The organism is Microcoleus sp. S36b_A4 (assembly GCF_036700645.1).
In the GTDB taxonomy this organism is placed as follows: Bacteria; Cyanobacteriota; Cyanobacteriia; order Cyanobacteriales; family Microcoleaceae; genus Microcoleus.
In genome coordinates this window covers 22,881-40,090 of the sequence record NZ_JAUBPI010000060.1, presented here as the reverse complement: position 1 = coordinate 40,090, position 17,210 = coordinate 22,881, and the positions used below count along the sequence as shown (strand labels likewise).

Here is a 17,210-nt window from a genome sequence, read left to right as displayed (position 1 = left end):
TGACTAATGACTAATGACTAATGACTAATGACTAATGACTAATGACTAATGACTAATGACTAATGACTAATGACTAAAACAAAACTAGATTTACTCGTGCGGGCGATCGGCAAAAAGTGGCTTTGGGTACAAGCTGTACTAGCATTTGCCTTTCTTTACTTGCCAATTCTCATCTTAATTATTTACTCCTTTAACGCCTCCAGATTCAATGCCGTTTGGCGGGGCTTTACCCTCGATTGGTACCGCAGTTTGTTTAGCAATGCAGGCGCGACGATTGCTACGAGTAGCAGCGCCGGAATCTGGACAGCACTCAACAACAGCTTACTAATTGCAGCTATTTCGACGGTGTTAGCGACAATTTTTGGTACAATGCTCGCCCTAGCACTGGAACGCTTTTATTTTCCGGGGCGCAAAGCAGTAGAAGCTTTACTGTTTTTGCCGATTATTATGCCCGAAATTACGATCGGCATTTCGTTGCTAGTTTTCTTTACCCTAGTATTTCGGATTGTAGAAAATCTCACGGGAATTCGCCTCAATCTCGGCTTACCTACCGTAATAATCGGTCATGTTGTCTTTAATATTTCCTTTGTGACTATTACTGTCAGGGCGCGTTTGGCGGAACTAGATCCTCAATTAGAACAAGCAGCTTTTGACTTAGGCGCTAACGAATGGCGGGCTTTTTGGCGCATCACTCTCCCTCTAATTTGGCCCGCTATTTTCAGCGCCGCACTGCTGGCTTTTACTCTGTCGCTGGACGATTTTGTCGTGACATTTTTTACCACTGGCGTCGGTTCCATGACGCTACCATTATTTGTTTACGGCATGATAAAGTTCTCAGTGACGCCAGCGATTAATGCCATTTCAACTTTGATGTTGTTGGCTTCCTTATTGCTGGTTGTATCATCGCTAAAAGTTCAGAAAAGTTAAAATAATTGCTTTCTGTGTCATAATTATTTTTGTCTGCAACTAACAAAACCTATGAAACGCCTGCTGACTTTCCTACTTTTGTTCGTGATGAGTGCAACAATGGCTTTCGGGTGTAGCCGCACAGGTGGCAACCAACAGCAAGTGCTCAGCATTTACAATTATGCAAGTTATATCGCCCCAGAAACGATCGCCCAATTCGAGAAAGAGAACAATGTTAAAGTTCAATACGACACTTTCGAGAACAGCGACGCACTCTATGCCAAACTCAAACAGGGAAACCCCGGTTACGACTTAATATTTCCCGCCGATTACATGGTGAAAATCATGATCGCAGAAAATATAATTGAGCCGCTGAATTTAAACAATATTCCCAACCAAAAGAACCTAGAACCTAAGTTTATCAATCAAGCTTTTGATCCGAACAACAAATATTCGCTGCCCTACCAGTGGGGAACCATGGGAATTGGCTACAACGTGAAAACAATCCAGGGAGAAATTAACAGTTGGGGAGTGATGTTCGACCCGAAATATACCGGAAAAGTCGCGTGGCAAGACGATGCCAGATACACATTAGCAGGAGTTTTAATGTATTTAGGATTTGATCCAAATACCACCAATCCCGAAGAGATTAACAAAGCCCGCGATTTGCTGATTAAAAGTAAAAATATCATTGCAGCTTTTGTCCCCGACACCGGGCAAAATATGCTAGATCAAGGAGAAGTAAATTTGACAATGGAATGGAGCGGTGATATTTTCCAAGTGATGACAGAAAATCCTAATCTCCGTTACGCTATTCCCAAAGAAGGAACAATCATTTTTTCTGACAATATGGCTATTCCCAAAGGTGCGCCCCAGAAAGAGTTAGCGGAGAAATTTATTAACTTTATTTTGCAGCCAGAAGTAGGCGCCCAAATTTCTAATTTTACCCACTTCGGATCGCCCAACAAAGCAGCAATTGATCAAGGTTTAATCGATCCGAAAGATTTGAATAATCCTCAAATTTACCCGCCGGCTGAGGTGTTTGGCAAAATGAAATTATTGGAGGATGTCGGGAAAGCAACTGCATTGTACGATCGAGCTTGGACGGAAGTTAAAGCAGGGGCTGGAAAGTAGATATAATATCAAATCCGTTAGCATCGGAATAGTAAATCCGAGTTCACTGTTCACTGTTTACGGTTCACGGCGTCAACCGTCAACATCATTCCGGTGTAACCGGAAATGATATAACACAGGTTTCTGCCCGGCCTGGTGCACTTAAATTTTTAGTTGGCATTGGAGTTGCACCCTCGTCAAGAACGGGCTCTCCGGCCCGTTCAACAAAACTTAATTTTCTTGTGGAACGGGCCGGAGAGCCCGTTCCTAAACAAATAATTGATAATAGTGCAAGATATCAGTTTAACCGGACTTGAACTCAGATTTTTATTACTCACACATACTAACACAATGCACTCTGTCGAGGTTTTAGAAGTTTCCAAAATATTTAAAAGTGCCCGCAGTAAAGATTTCTTAGCTGTTGATAACATCAACCTGCAAATTTACGATCGAGAATTCTTTTCTTTACTCGGCCCTTCCGGCTGCGGCAAAACTACAACTTTGCGAATGATCGCTGGTTTTGAAATTCCCACAGTCGGCGAAATTTACATTCATGGCCAACCGATGCAACATCGCCCGCCATTTCACCGCCCAGTAAATACGGTATTTCAAAACTATGCTTTATTTCCGCACATGACAGTAGCACAAAATGTCGCTTTTGGCTTGGAAATGGAGAATATGCCTCAGAAAACAATTGGCGATCGCGTTGCTGAAGCCTTAGCATTAGTACAGTTAACCGAGGTAGGAAAACGCTATCCCAGCCAACTGTCAGGGGGACAGCAGCAGCGAGTAGCGCTAGCAAGAGCATTAGTCAAACAGCCGTCTGTTTTGCTCTTGGATGAACCCCTAGGAGCGCTGGATTTAAAATTGCGTAAAGAGATGCAATTAGAATTAAAAAAAATGCAGCGAAAATTGGGAATTACGTTTATTTATGTAACTCACGATCAGGAAGAAGCACTAACGATGTCGGACAGAATTGCAGTGATGGATGGAGGAAAACTGCAACAAGTTGGGACGCCTGTTGATATTTATGAATATCCTAAAACGCGGTTTGTTGCTGATTTTATTGGCGACAGCAATTTTTTAAGTGGTCGAGTAGTAGAAAAGCAAAACGGTAAAATAATCGTGTTGGTTGACCAGGAGTTGCCCGTGTTAGTTGCAACAGCCGAAGATATCCCCCCTGGGAAAGTTGTCACCCTGGTGTTGCGGCCAGAAAAAGCTGCTATTTATCCGGCTAATTATGACGATGAAAATAGCTGGCCGGGAATAGTAGAAGAGGCTATTTATATTGGTACTGACACGCGCTATACGGTGCGGTTGACTGCTAAAAGTTCGATCGCCCTTCGCCGACAAAACTTGCACAGAGATGACTTGCAGCGACACCAAGTCGGCGACAGCGTTCGAGTTGCCGTGCCGCCGGAAAGTATTTGCATTTGTTGAAACTCAAGCGGGCTGAAGCCACTGAGATTCTTGGGAAGAAGGAGGAGGCGATTGAAGATGTACTTCCTTCCCCATAGAAGATAATCTACTTCTTCCTCCAGCTTCCTCCTTCTTCCTTCGCGTTCTTCGCGTCTTCGCGGTTCAATAATCTAGACAGTATTGGTGCTAAACTCGCGTTTGACTTTGCAAAATTTCCTCCAACAGCCGCTCTTGACTTTTCGCAGGTTCCTTGCAAGTCAAACACTCGCAAACTAACCCGATAACACCTTCAGGCAAATCAGCCTCAATCTGACAGACAGCAGTCGGATAATACTGCGAAATCAACCCGGAAATCTGGTCTGGTGACGTGCGAATCAGGGTAGAATGCTGATACCAGTCGATCGCCGACAGTAGACTCGGACAAGCTTGCGGAGCATCTTGTACAATACTGCTGAAAGCTTGCAAACCTTGCTCCGCGCGATCGAGATATTCTAAATTCGGGCCCAACAGCGCGAGGCGAACCAAAGAAGCGATCGCGATTCCATTCGCCGCCGGAGTTGCATTGTCTATATAGCTGCGTTCCCGCACCAACAAATCTCCGCTAGCATCCTTAGCAGTATTGTAATATCCTCCCAATTCCACGCTCCACAAAAACTCATCAAACTCTTCTTGCACCTGCACAGCTTTCTCCAACCAAAACTGAGAATTCGGCAACTGTTTTGCCTCTTCCCCGTTGTCTAAAGTCAAACTCGCTTGATGCAAATCCAACAAAGCTTTCACAAACAAAGCATAATCTTCCGACTGCGCGGTAACAGCAGATTGTCCGTCATAATTCAACCGCTGAAACCGCCCATCCGTCCACTGATTGTCTAAAATAAAATTAGCCGCTTTCACAGCTAATTCCAGATATTCCCAATTCCCAAAAACAGCCGCAGCGCGGGCTAAACCCGAAATCATTAAGCTATTCCAAGCAGCAATCATTTTCGTGTCAGTAACGGCGGGAATTCTACCCGGCCAACTGTCATTTTTAGCTTCTTGATTGTTGCGCGCTGGCGGAAAGGTTTTTACAGTATCGGGATTGCCACCGTAACGCACAGCAAAAAGTTTAGCCAAAGCCGTTTCTACCGTGTCGCTCAGTTTTCCTGGGTGGCGGCGCTGCAATACATTCTGGCCTTCAAAATTGCCGCTGCGACTAACAGTAAACTGTGCTTTAATTTCTGCTAATTCCTCAGCAGTTAATAGTTGTTCCAGTTCGGCATAAGTCCAGACATAAAATGCTCCTTCTTCCGGTTCAAGTTCTTCCGAAGTGTTAAAGCTGTCCGCATCCTGTGCAGCATAAAAATAGCCTGTCGGCGCAATCATTTCTCGCTTCAACCATTCTACTGTCCCCGCGATCGCAGTTTCAAAAGCGGGTTCTTGTATTCCCACGCTCCACAAATTCGCTAAATACTCAACAATTTGACCGTTGTCGTAGAGCATTTTTTCAAAGTGTGGCACAGTCCAAGTCGCATCAACCGCATAGCGGTGAAATCCGCCTCCTACGTGGTCATAAATGCCGCCCAATGCTAAGTCTAATCCGCGCTGAGTGCAGACTTGTTTGCTGTCGTATTTTGATTCAAAATTAAATCGCGTTCCTCGCAGTGCTAGCTCAGCATAAGGTATCATCGGAAAACTGGGGCCGGGGTTGTTGCCGGCAATAATTCCGGTGTTGAGTTCTAAGCCTTTTTGGAAGAGTTCGCGATTTAATTCGGCAGTTACTCCTGACAGCGCTGCCGTCTGTTGGAGATTTCCTAAAATCTCTGCTTTGAAGGCTTCTACTTTGCCTTTTTCTGTGTCGTAAAAGCGGCGAATTGCTTGCAAAACTTCTAAAAATCCCGGCCGTCCGTAGCGCGGTTCTACGGGGAAATAAGTGCCTCCGTAGAAGGGAACTCGCTCGTCTGGAGTGAGAAAAACGTTGAGTGGCCAACCGCCTTGACCGGTCATCATTTGCAAGGTTTGCATATAAATGCTGTCGATATCCGGGCGTTCTTCACGATCGACTTTTATCGGTATAAAATGCGAATTCATGTATTGGGCGATCGCGCGATCGGAAAATGCTTCCCCTTCCATCACCGTACACCAGTGGCAGCTAGAGTAGCCAATTGACAGGAAAATCGGTTTATTTTCGCTTCGGGCCGCTTCCAAAGCTTCGTCGCACCAGGGCCACCAGTCGATCGGGTTTTCGGCGTGTTTCCGCAGGTAAAGGCTTTGGGATTGAGCAAGACGGTTGACCATAATCAAATATACTTTTACTCGTGCTGGGTAAGCTTGTCAGTCCTCTAGCAGTTTAGCGCGAGATGTTTTAGTTGAGTTGGTGCGGATAATTATGTTTTAATATTATGACTGATTATCTCGATCTAATATGAGCTTGTCATCTCGGAGAACCTTCAATCAACAGCTTGGACAATTTTTGCTGAGTGCTGCTGTTCCTCCTGCTGTTATCAAACTGAGCCAAACTGCATCCTCGGAACAAGCTTTATTAGAAACTAATCTTAACAATCTTCTGGCTAAAGCAGACCCAGAAATAGAATTATTAGTCCCGACCTTTTTAGGTAACGACAAGCGTCGCTTCTACGGCAGAGGTGTTCCGAAAAGTTTGAAGTTAATCGACAAATTTGAGCTAGGAAGCGGCCGGACTTTCCTGGGAAGGCGGTCTGTAGTTTGGAGCGGGGCCGGTTGGACAGGACAGCCGACAATTACCAAAGACGGGGGGAAAACTTATTTAATTATAGGTGCTTATGACCACAATTTGCGAAAAATAGATATTGCTACCAATAAAGAAGTTTGGCGCTATAAATTTGATGATATAATCAAAGGTTCATCAACAATTTATATCGATGAAAAAGCTAGCGCCGAAAACAAAATTGTAATTTTGCAAGGCAGCCGCAGTGGTGGCGGTGGCAAAAGTGTCGTGCCAAGTTTTAGGGCAATATCTTTTAGAACTGGCAAGGAACTTTGGAAATTGGACATCAGGAAAACGCCCAGCTACAGCCGGGATAATGACAGCAGCGCGTTGGACATCGGCGGTGGCGTTTTGTTCAATGCGGGGGAAAATGCGATCGGCTATTTTCTCGATAGTTCCACAAGCAATGCAAAAATCAAACAAGGCATCAAGCAGCCAAATATCTTGTCGGAAGTACAGCTTTATGCAGCAACAGATATCAGCAAACACGGCGGCAACTTGGTAGCGGAATCATCGCCATCGAGACTCAAAGATAGAATATTTATAGCTGCTGGTTCCGGTCATATTTACGGTATTAGCATTGCAACTAAAAAGATAGTTTGGGATTTTTATACTGGTTCAGATTTGGATGGAAGTGCTGTAATTTCTAAATCAGGTAAACTGTTTTGTGCCATTGAAAAACAATACATTCAGGGCAACGGCGGAGTGCTGAAGCTGAATCCCAACAAGGAACCGAATGCCAGCGTCGAATGGTTTTTGCCTACCGGAAATCGCCGACTTTCTAGCTGGGAAGGTGGGATAATTGGCTCGGTGGCGTTGAATGACGAGTACAATTCAGGCGAGTTTCCGGCGCTGTTTGCCACAAATGCGATCGACGGCAATTTGTACATCGGTTCCCAAGATATGATTACAGGTAAAAAAACTTCTGTTCCTTGGCGAAACCAGTCTTACGATACTCCGGTAATAGTATTTAAACAAGCCATTGGTTCTTCAATTTCTACTCCGATTTTTACCGATGGCAATAAACTGATCAGTGCGGGATACAACGGTGTTTATTTGTTCAATTTGAATTGGGAACGAGCGAAGTCTGGAGATCAGAATGCGTTGAAAAATGCTAAAGGGGAGTTTTACCGTTTGAAAGTAATAGAATCGGGGAGATTTAAGCCGGGTTTGTCATTTGAGGCGACGCCGGTAGTTTGGGACGGAATTGTGAGGATTTGCGCGAGGGATGGCTGGATGTATACTTTGGGTTAGTTATTGGTATTTTGTACCTCTATCGGGAACAGGCATCTTGCCTGTTCTTGAAAGGGTGTTGAAATCCGCCACCTATTCCTACCTGCGGTTTAACTGCGGTGAGAGAAATAATTTCGGAAATTATCGGAAACTCGTTATGGAAACTCCTGAAACTCAAATAAGTCCAGTTTACGGTTGAGAGGATGCTTAAGGTATTTTACAGCTTGCGATCGCACGCTGACAGGATGAAGGGGAATTATCCAGATTGCACCTTTTCAAGATAGCAGCGGAATTGGGCATTTCCGAACAGGATATTGTGCCGGCGGCACAGCAATAGTTAGCAACTAGAGGAGAATTTCCAGAAAAACACGTTTTTAACTCTTACCGTCGTCGCAAATTGCAGAAAAATGTGACAAAGTACGGCATTATCAATTGACAATCTCAAAAACCCGCCCCGACGGGGATATTATGGTTAATCGATCGGACACGATAAATGTTTGCTGACTGCGGCGGTTCCTCCTGCTGTCCTCAAACAGTGCCAAACTGAATCTGGGAATTGACGGGGTGACAACGCCACGGAAACCTTGATATGTAGAGGGTTTATCCTCTTGAACCTCCCTCAAGAGAGTAGCAATTAAGCTGTTGTGCCTTTAAATAGGGTATAATAAAAAATGAGTTTAATCAAAATATACAAAAATGCCAGCTAAAAATCATCTCAATCCCCAACAAATAGAGAAACTACAAAAAGCCTTAAGAGAGGAAGAAAAGGCAAATATTAGAGAAAGAATTCTAATTTTGTTATTGCTCAATGACGGCAAGACACAATCTAAAATTGCTGATTTTTTGGGCTGCTCAGTAAACAAAGTATCTTATTGGTGTATAAAGGGAGATCCCGACAATTTAGAAAGTCTAATAGATGAGAGGATGAAGGGAAATCACAAAAAAGCCACAGATAAATATATAGAAATATTATTAGAGACTATAGAAAAAGACCCTCAAGAATTAGGATATGATTTTGGACGATGGACAGCGCAGAGATTAGCAACATACTTAGAGGAATCCACAGGGATAAAATTAAGTGGAGGACAAGTTCGGAGGATTTTAAAGAAAAAAAAGTATGTTTACATCTGGGCTAAGTATAGCCTAGAGTCCAAGAGAAATACTGAAAAAAGAACAGCGTTTAAAATAAAGATAGCCGAATATTTAAAAATAGAAAAAGAATCGCCAGAACGATTACAGGTATGGTTTTGGGACGAGAGTGGATTTAGTTTAAGAGTCACCCGAAGAAAAAACTGGTGTAAAAAAGGCAGCCGAAAAAAGGTTTTAGGAGACAGAAGAAAAGGCAGAGTTAATGTAATGGAAGGAGTGAGAAATTCCGATAAAAAAAGGTGGGTAGAGTTCCTTAAAAAAGGCAACTCATATAATTTTTATCAAGTGCTAAAACTGTTTCATGAAGAGCTAATTAATGAATGGGTATCAGCAGGTAATCAAGCTTCAGAATTTGCGGAAAAAGGAACCAAAATAGTGATTATCCTTGATAATGCTAGTTTTCACAAGAAACAAGAGTACCTGAAAATAATTGAAACAGAAATGCCTAACCTTCATTTAGAATTTCTCCCCGAATACAGCCCCGACTATAACTTAATTGAATTAGTATGGCATTCGGCAAAAGAATATATTACCAATCGACTTTTTACATCTATTGAAGAGCTAGAGTATTTATTGCACCGCCTCTTAAATGAAGGGCAATTAATAATTAAATGGGGTCGCAAAATTAAAAATAAGGGGAATGCTTGTATCACAGTTTAAATGTGCAACAGCTTATGGATTCAAAGCTTTGTAGATTGTCTACTGGGGTATTCTTATAAAGGATCTCTGCTATTTCTTGGAGATTTATTTTGATCTTCTGCTGTTCTTCTGGGGTCATGCGAACTTGGATTATGGTAATTTATCTGCTTTCTATTATGCCATCAGCTTAGCCAGACAATAGTCTGAGTATTTATACTGACTGCAAAAGTGGGATGCTCTCTGAGAAAGGGGGGAGTTAATCTGCATTAATTGTTGCTATTTCCCTACCCCTAAAACCTATTGTAGAGTGGAGGCGCGACGCTTAATTTATAGCAACCAACTATAAATCTCCAACCGCACCACAACCCACCGCGAACCAACAACCGGGTAAATTCACAATTCTTGAAAGCAGGGCTGTATCAGCTAAAATTTGTCGCACTAGCGCGGTATTCTTGCGCCGAAAGCAGCCGCCAACTCCCATCGCCCAGAAGTTCCAAAACCTGTTGGTGATATTTCACTAAACTCAATCGGTGACCGACACTCACAAACGTAGTTTTAGTGGCTTGCAACTGCTCGTATAAATGTTGCTCGTTCTTCAAATCCAAAGCACTGGTCGCCTCATCCAAAATAGTGTATTTCGGTTCCGTCAATAACAATCTAGCAAAACCTAAACGTTGCTGTTCTCCCAGCGACAAAATCTCACCCCAATCTAAATCCGCATCAAAACCGCCCAATCTGTCCGGCAAATCTGCTAAATTTACTGATGCCAAAACCCGGCGCAATTTTTCCTCATCAACCTCGCTCCTGCTGTTGGGATAGAGAAGTTGCGATCGCAAACTACCCAAAATCATATAAGGACGCTGTGGCAAAAACAGCATTTTCTCCAATTCCGGCCGCGCCAAACGGCCAGTTCCCGATTCCCACAAGCCCGCAATTGCCCGCAGCAAAGAACTCTTCCCAGCACCGCTTTGACCGACAATTAACAGTCCTTCACCGGGCGGCACGGCTACCGACAAATCCCTAATCAAAGTCTTTTGATGGTGCGGAGTATCTAAAGTAATGTGTTCCAGTTTCAATTGCGAACTTATAACTGTATCGATTGTTCTGAAGTCGAGTTGAACAGGACTTTTTTCACATCTTAAAGACTCATTAAACGTGGCTAGACGATTAATTCCGGCTGCAAACAAACTCAAGCTTTCAATGCTATATACAACGAAAGAAAAAGCCTCAGAAACCTGACGAAAAGCAAATTCAGCTTGAGTAATATCGCCGTATCTGATCTCACCTGCAAAGTAGATAGAAGCCAGGAATAAAGAGGGAATAATATAAGTCGCATATCTATAGCCAACTCTAAAATATCCCAGATTCCGCTGCCAACCAATTAGGAAATTAAAGTTCCGAACTGCTTCTAAAAATCGGTGTTTCACCTGAACAGATTCCTGTGCTTCTCCCCGGTAAAAAGCAATTGATTCTGCATTGTCCCGAATGTGAACCAATCCATAGCGAAAGTCAGCCTCTTTGCAGAGCTGATTGAAGTTCAAAAATATCAACCTTTTGCCAAAAAATACCATGACTGTCGTGCCAAAGACAGCATAAATAATTAGTCCGATCGAAAGACTTTTGGAAATAGACCACAGAATGCCTGTAAAAGAAATAATATCGATAACTGCTCCCAATATCAGCAGCAAAAACTCTAAACTTGTGCTAGTGAAAGATTTGATATCTTCAGCAATCCGCTGGTCGGGATTGTCGATTTCCTTCTGAGAGTTAATTTCGTAATAAGCGCGGTTTTGAAAATAACTACCCAGGAAACTCTCAGTCATCCATTCTCGCCAGTACAATCCCAGTTTATCTTGGGTATAGCCGTAAATAACAACTATCGGGGTACTGATAATAAAAACTCCAGCATAAACCCACATAAACCGCCAAAAAGTAATATGATCTTTTTCAGACAGTGCGGTCGTAAAAAAATTACTAATATAGCTAATGACTACGTTAATTCCGCTAACAGACAGTGACAAGAATAGCAGCAGAGCTAACATTATCCACTGTTTCCAGCGCGGTATCAATTTGCTTTTGAAATAAAAAAAAGCAGCCAGCGGGAGGATTAGCATTAAACCAACGATCGCAATTGTCGGTGAGTAGATAATTCCTTTGATCAAAGTAGCTAAGCCAGCCGCAACCCCATTAAAAGCCTCGGGAAATAAGACTTGAGTACCCAAACATACAGCACTGACGAACACAAACATCGCAGCGAAGAGAAATATCAACAACAGCGCCACTAATCCCAAAAATACCCTGCCTCCCCCAGGCTCTAAAGGATAAAAGTAAGGTTGAGCGATCGCAATAAATCTCTGCCACAACTGACGGTCAAATCGATTCATCTTTGCTGTTTACAAAACTACTTTGACTGTTCTAACATATCAAGTCTTGTGACAAACTGCAGCAGTAATTTATTTCGGAGTTTAGCGAAAAAAATTGTCTCACCCACAGACGGAAACTTGTTTTCCTAGTTAACTGGTGAGAAAAATTTTGGGAGCTTAGTTCAAGCTCTTAGATTCATCTGTGGAGTCAATCGTTTAATCTCAAATCTAAAATCTCAAATCGATGGGATCAGAAGGAGTGGCGCTTTCGCCGGAAAAGTCCGACTGCAATTTGCTGCTGTAAAATCGCTGCCTAATCCCTAAAATTACTTGTTTCATTAGCCAATACAAAACAGCAATCACTACAAAAGTTACAGCCATTACTAAAACCGGACGCTTGCCTATCAAATCGTTCATTACTGTGTTAACCAGCGCATCGGGGTTAGTAAGAATGTCCCAAGTGTTGAAGCGGATAAATCGCCCTAAATAAATGCCGATCGCCGAAAGTGCGTGTATAGTTATCTCTGTTCCCAGGATAAATTTACTCCAACCCTGTTGCTTCAAATAGTAACCCAGATTCATCACCGACAGCACGTAAGCCCCAAACCCGATCAGCATAAACGCCAGATACTGCGGGATCAAAGCTAGAGTCACAGTCCACACCGAGTTCCCCTCTTTAATCTGCTCGATCAGGTGAATGATATCAGTTAAAACATAGGGCGCATTGGGCAAAAATGCGATAAACCAGAAAAAGCCGCCCCACCACCGGAGAGAGCGAACTCCGCGCTGCCGCAGTACCCAGATGTCTACAGCCATCAATGCCAGCGTAATCACGATCGCCCCCAAAACGTAAGTTTTGCCCACATCTTGCACAATATGCTTCAGATAGCCTAAAACATGGCGCATACTGGGCAAAAAAGTAGCGCCCAGGAGAATGCCCGTACCCCACAGCAGCCAGCGCGATCGAGGTTTGCGGAACAGCCAAAAACTCAGGCCCAGCGGTACTAAACCCAAAAACAAATTCCAAGACATCCAGCGGACATTGTGTCCCATTGCTTGCAGGGCTTCCAGGATTAATCCCATCATGTCAATTTTTATACAATTAAAGGTTTGATGCAGCACCGCTTCGTTAGCAGCTTCAGTCTATTTTAGTCGTTAACTTGTAGGGTGCGTCAGCTTATCGCGGCGCGCCTGAAAATCAATAACTGCTGACGCATACTAGCAGTGTGGACTCAATCTCAAATCTAAAATCGACTGACGAACCCTACCACTGTGGAGTTAATTCTCAAATCTCAAATCTCAAATCTCAAATCTCAAATCTCAAATCGACTGGCGCACTCTAGTATTTATCCACTTTGTGGATCGGAATCTCAATCTTAAAAGTTGTCCCCCATCCTATGGACGAAATACAGTCAATCTTGCCCTGGTGCTTTTCCACCACAATCGAGTGCGCGATAGACATTCCCAAACCCGTACCTTTGCCCACAGCTTTTGTAGTAAAAAACGGGTTAAAAATGCGATCGACTATCCCCTCGGGAATTCCCGTACCGTTGTCCGAAATTTCTACCCTAACAGTGTTCTGGGGAGTTACACCTGTGGAAATAGCAATCCGTCCACTCTTTGTCTCTGATTGTGGAACCGATAACTGGTGATATCGTTCTTCAATAGCATCAATTCCATTAGCAATAATATTCATAAACACCTGATTCAGTTGGCTCGCATAGCACTCCACCAGTGGCAGTTTTCCAAACTCCTTAACTACTTCAATTTCCGGGCGACTCTCCCGACTCTTCAAGCGGTGCTGCAAAATTAACAAAGTGCTTTCAATTCCCGCGTGAATATCGACCGGCTTCATTGCCGATTCGTCCAGCCGCGAGAAATTTCGGAGGGACAAAACAATTTGCCGGATGCGCTCGGTTCCTACCTGCATCGAGCCCACAAGTTTTCTTAAATCCTCAGCCATGAAGTCCAAATCAATCTCTTGAATGCGATCGACAATTTGTGAATTAGGTTCGGGATACTCCTGTTCGTAAAGACTCACCAGATCGAGCAACTGTTTTGTATACTGGTTGAGATAATCAATATTAGCGTAAATGAAGTTAACTGGATTATTAATTTCGTGAGCAATCCCGGCAACTAATTGCCCCAAAGAAGACATTTTTTCAGTTTGAATGAGCTGAGTTTGAGTAGAGCGCAATTCCAGGAGCGCCGACTCTAAATCTCGAGCTTTTTCTCTTTCTCGCGCTTCGCTTTGTCGCAGTGCTTCCTCTGCTTGCTTGCGAGTCGTAATATCCTGGGAAACTCCAATTATTACCTTAGCCTGACCCTCCCCATTCCTACTAAAAATAGTATCGCGACTTTGCAGCCACAAAAATTGACCGTCTACTGCCTGCACCCGGTACTCAATTTCTCTAGTTTGGCCATCTTCCATTCCTGCAAAGCTGGCGTGATGTTTCACGATTTTAGGCAAATCTTCCGGGTGTATTAACTGAGGCATCAGTGACGAATCCATCGCTGTAATGTCGTCGCTGGTATAGCCCAAAAGCTCGATCATTGAAGTATTAGTGTAGATATTTCGCTGTTCTTCCAAGTCGTAGAGATACAAAATACCGGGAGTAGCCGATGCTACTTTTTGAATGAACTGCTGACTTTCTTGCAAAGCTAACTCAGCTTGTTTGCGATCCGTAACATCAACCGCGATAGCGTCCCAAATAATATCACCGTTTTCTTTAGCTTCAGGACGCGAAATTATCTGAAACCATCGAATTTTGCCGGAAGGTAGTACGAATCGTCCTTCCCAGTGCCAAGGTTGCAAAGTTTGGGCTGAAATAGCAACGGATTGGTCATGATTTTGGCGGTCATCGGAATGAATTAAATCTGTAATCAAAGCCGCATTTTGCATAACAGCTTCGGCTTCTCGCTCAAACATTTCTCGGCAAGCCGGACTCATGTAAGGGAAACTGAAAGAGCTATCTGTACGCAATACAAATTGATAAATTACTCCCGGCACATTACCCGACAGCTTTTGGAATCTTGCCTCGCTTTCCCGTAGTGCTTCCTCTGCTTGTTTGCGCTCCGTAATGTCAGTAATTGAACCAACCATGCGGACTGCTTTTCCAGATACGTCCCACAAAGCTTGTCCCCGACTCAATATCCATTTGTAGGCGCTGTTGTAGCACCAGCAGCGGTATTCGATGATGTAATGCGGCGTTTTCTTGTTTAAATGGTCTTGGAGAGCTTGCATTACTAAGGCTAAATCGTCGGGATGCGTACCCCTGTTCAATTCGTCAAAGTAATCGAGAGTTTCGCTGTGTTCGTATCCAGTTATTTCTTTAAATCTATCGGACAGGAATAGTTCCCCTGTTTGCAAGTTCCAGTCCCAAATGCCGTCATTGTTGCCTTTGAGTGCTAACTGCCAGCGTTCTTCAGTTTGCATCAATTGAGCAGTTCTATCTTTGACTCTATTTTCTAGTTCTTGATTGAGCTGTTTCAGACTTTCTTCTGCCTGGTTGCGTTCGATCGCAATTCCTGCTAAATTCATCGCGGCTTCTATCAATTGCAGATCAACAATTGGGGGGTGGCACGGTTGGGAATAATACATTCCAAAAGTTCCCAAAACTTGACCCTGAGATGAGAAAATAGGAGTAGACAAGCAAGCCCTCAGTCCAAAACTCAAGGCTAAATCTCGATAATTTTCCCACAAAGGGTCGCTGGCAATATCTGTAACGATCACCTGTTGGCGGGTAAACGCAGCAGTGCCGCAGGAGCCTACCTCCGGGCCGATGGGTCTGCCATGAATAGCAGCATTGTAACTGTCGGGTAAACTGGGCGCGGCTCCGTGCAGTAAATGTTTGCCGTCTGGAGCTAGAAGCAATATCGAACCGATGATATCTCTAGATTGCAGCTCCATAATTTCAACTAAGGTATTTAAAGTATCGCCAAGAGGAGCGCCCTTAGCAATCATTTCTAAAATTTGTTTTTGACCGGTTAACCAATTTTCAGCTTGCTTGCGCTCCGTAATGTCGCGGGCTACCCACAGAGCAGTTTTTTCTTTCAGTGGTGAAATGGTACCGGCAAACCACTTTTGTACGCTGGCAATTTCCAGGTGATATTCAAAAGTACAGGTTTGATTTGTAGCGAGGGCGTTGCGAATTTGCTCCAGAAAAAATTCTCCCTTTTCTGGAGGGAATAAATCGTTAATTTTTTGACCTGCAAATTCTGCAGTCGGCTGGTATAATAATTGGGGATTGGTCGGGGCAACTTTCAGGAACCGTCCCTCAATATCGAGTTCAAAAATTACATCGTTCATGGCAGCGAACAAAGCTCGAAGTTCCGATTCAGAAGCTTGTAGAGCGATTTCAGCTTGTTTGCGATCGCTAATATCCGTCCCGATACAAAGCAGTCCTGCCACATTTCCCTTCGCATCTAGTAAAGGTTTATTTGTCCACGCTATCCACACCCTTTCTCCATTGCTGCGGATGTTTTCATTTTCGTTTTGGAAGTATTTTTGCGACTGTGCCAAACAGTCTCGAATCTTTGTCGCGAGGTCACTTTCAAATAACTCTGTTTTCGGTATAATTGTGCCGATCGCACTTTTGCCGATGATTTCTGCTTCTGAATACCCGAAAAAAGTTTCAGCAAACTCGTTAAAAAAAGTAATCTTGCCTTCACTGTCTAACTGCACAATCATGCTGTTAGCATTCTCAACTAATTGCCGATACTTAACTTCGCTCGATCGCAGTTTCGCACGGCCGTACACCCAGTTAAAAACCGCCGCCCCGCTCAAAAGTGCCAGCAAGCCACCTCCAAAAAGCAGCCAGCCCCGAAACGGCGAATTCGCAAGCCATCCTCCCGCCGGAATTGCTGCCAACTGCCAGGAACCGTTGGGCAAAGTCACTTCCAGCAGCACGGGATGGTGTTGAAAAATTGACTCGTCACCGAAAAACACTGGGCCGGAGGCTCCAGTCCCGTCTTTGCCCCGCAGAGCGTATTGCAGCTTCGCTGAGGAGTCGTTGAGTCCTGCTTCCTCAATCAGGGAATTTTTGTCGATGATCAAACCTGTCAAGCCCCAGTAAACTCCTGTTTCAGGCTCGGCGCCGGAGGGTGTGAGAAAAATCGGCGATCGGCTGATCAAAGTCTCGTCCCCCTCCAATAATTTCACGGGCCCGGCAAGCAAAGTTTTTCTGGTTCGGATAACCTCTTTGACCATTTGCCGATGTTCGGGTAGCGCCGTCAAGTCAACCCCGATCGCCGTTTCATTTCCCTCCCGCGGATAAATGTAAGCGACCGTCGTGCCTTTAACTAAAGTTATGGCGCGAATGCCCGGTTGCTGTCCCACCAGAATTCTCGCCGTCGCTGTAAACTCGGCTTCGGTGATGTTTGGGTTGTTGGAAAGGTAAGCCCCCAAACCCCGCATCAAAAACAGGCGGGAATTCAAAGATCCTTCCAGCTTAGAACGGACTGTGCTAAGCCGATCGAGCGTGGTAGCGCGGTTGTAGTGAAAAAACCGCCGCTGTTCCGATCGATCTAAAATGCCAACTCCGACCAAAATTGCTATTGATGCCGAAATAGCTGCTAAATACGGTGAAATTTGGAATTTTTTAACCTTAAAGTATTCCATCTGCGGGGGGTTAAGGTATTTTTTTACGTCTTTAGATAGATTTAGT

At 44.0% G+C, this 17,210-nt stretch carries 9 protein-coding genes; 5 read left to right on the top strand and 4 right to left on the bottom strand.

Annotated features, from left to right (window positions below):
- The first annotated feature begins 69 nt into the window (after nt 1-69).
- The 3 genes from QUA03_RS18890 (at nt 70) to QUA03_RS18880 (ending at nt 3,459) form a co-directional block, all read left to right on the top strand.
- Nucleotides 70-927 (top strand): ABC transporter permease, encoded by an 858-nt coding sequence (locus QUA03_RS18890; RefSeq protein WP_333213904.1) that lies wholly within the window; start codon nt 70-72, stop codon nt 925-927.
- A 51-nt stretch (nt 928-978) separates the two neighbouring features.
- Complete coding sequence (locus QUA03_RS18885) at nt 979-2,040, top strand: spermidine/putrescine ABC transporter substrate-binding protein (protein ID WP_333213903.1); 1,062 nt, start codon at nt 979-981, stop codon at nt 2,038-2,040.
- A 330-nt stretch (nt 2,041-2,370) separates the two neighbouring features.
- Nucleotides 2,371-3,459: an ABC transporter ATP-binding protein gene (locus QUA03_RS18880; protein ID WP_333213901.1), complete on the top strand. Its 1,089-nt coding sequence runs from the start codon at nt 2,371-2,373 to the stop codon at nt 3,457-3,459.
- 165 nt (nt 3,460-3,624) lie between these two features.
- Here QUA03_RS18880 and QUA03_RS18875 read toward each other — a convergent pair whose 3' ends face one another.
- Nucleotides 3,625-5,712, bottom strand: coding sequence for a thioredoxin domain-containing protein (locus QUA03_RS18875; RefSeq protein WP_333213899.1), 2,088 nt, complete (start codon nt 5,710-5,712; stop codon nt 3,625-3,627).
- Between the two features lie 127 nt (nt 5,713-5,839).
- Here QUA03_RS18875 and QUA03_RS18870 point away from each other — a divergent pair, with 127 nt between their 5' ends.
- Nucleotides 5,840-7,414, top strand: a complete 1,575-nt coding sequence (locus QUA03_RS18870) for an outer membrane protein assembly factor BamB family protein (protein ID WP_333213897.1) — start codon at nt 5,840-5,842, stop codon at nt 7,412-7,414.
- Between the two features lie 675 nt (nt 7,415-8,089).
- Nucleotides 8,090-9,202 (top strand): IS630 family transposase, encoded by a 1,113-nt coding sequence (locus QUA03_RS18865; RefSeq protein ID WP_333213895.1) that lies wholly within the window; start codon nt 8,090-8,092, stop codon nt 9,200-9,202.
- Between the two features lie 398 nt (nt 9,203-9,600).
- Here QUA03_RS18865 and QUA03_RS18860 read toward each other — a convergent pair whose 3' ends face one another.
- The 3 genes from QUA03_RS18860 to QUA03_RS18850 form a co-directional block, all read right to left on the bottom strand.
- A complete protein-coding gene (locus QUA03_RS18860; RefSeq protein ID WP_333213894.1) occupies nt 9,601-11,565 on the bottom strand; it encodes an ABC transporter ATP-binding protein/permease in 1,965 nt (654 codons plus the stop codon).
- A 207-nt stretch (nt 11,566-11,772) separates the two neighbouring features.
- Nucleotides 11,773-12,630, bottom strand: a complete 858-nt coding sequence (locus tag QUA03_RS18855) for a DUF1361 domain-containing protein (protein WP_333213892.1) — start codon at nt 12,628-12,630, stop codon at nt 11,773-11,775.
- A gap of 253 nt (nt 12,631-12,883) precedes the next feature.
- Entirely contained in the window at nt 12,884-17,164 is a 4,281-nt protein-coding gene (locus QUA03_RS18850) for a PAS domain S-box protein (RefSeq protein ID WP_333213890.1), read from the bottom strand.
- Between the last annotated feature and the right edge of the window lie 46 nt (nt 17,165-17,210).

What these genes read in the sequence shown, in the direction of transcription:
- QUA03_RS18875 (WP_333213899.1), bottom strand. Translation starts at nt 5,712, where the DNA reads ATGGTCAACCGTCTTGCTCAATCCCAAAGCCTTTACCTGCGGAAACAC.
- QUA03_RS18865 (WP_333213895.1), top strand. Translation starts at nt 8,090, where the DNA reads ATGCCAGCTAAAAATCATCTCAATCCCCAACAAATAGAGAAACTACAA.
- QUA03_RS18890 (WP_333213904.1), top strand. Translation starts at nt 70, where the DNA reads ATGACTAAAACAAAACTAGATTTACTCGTGCGGGCGATCGGCAAAAAG.
- QUA03_RS18860 (WP_333213894.1), bottom strand. Translation starts at nt 11,565, where the DNA reads ATGAATCGATTTGACCGTCAGTTGTGGCAGAGATTTATTGCGATCGCT.
- QUA03_RS18850 (WP_333213890.1), bottom strand. Translation starts at nt 17,164, where the DNA reads ATGGAATACTTTAAGGTTAAAAAATTCCAAATTTCACCGTATTTAGCA.
- QUA03_RS18870 (WP_333213897.1), top strand. Translation starts at nt 5,840, where the DNA reads ATGAGCTTGTCATCTCGGAGAACCTTCAATCAACAGCTTGGACAATTT.
- QUA03_RS18880 (WP_333213901.1), top strand. Translation starts at nt 2,371, where the DNA reads ATGCACTCTGTCGAGGTTTTAGAAGTTTCCAAAATATTTAAAAGTGCC.
- QUA03_RS18855 (WP_333213892.1), bottom strand. Translation starts at nt 12,630, where the DNA reads ATGATGGGATTAATCCTGGAAGCCCTGCAAGCAATGGGACACAATGTC.
- QUA03_RS18885 (WP_333213903.1), top strand. Translation starts at nt 979, where the DNA reads ATGAAACGCCTGCTGACTTTCCTACTTTTGTTCGTGATGAGTGCAACA.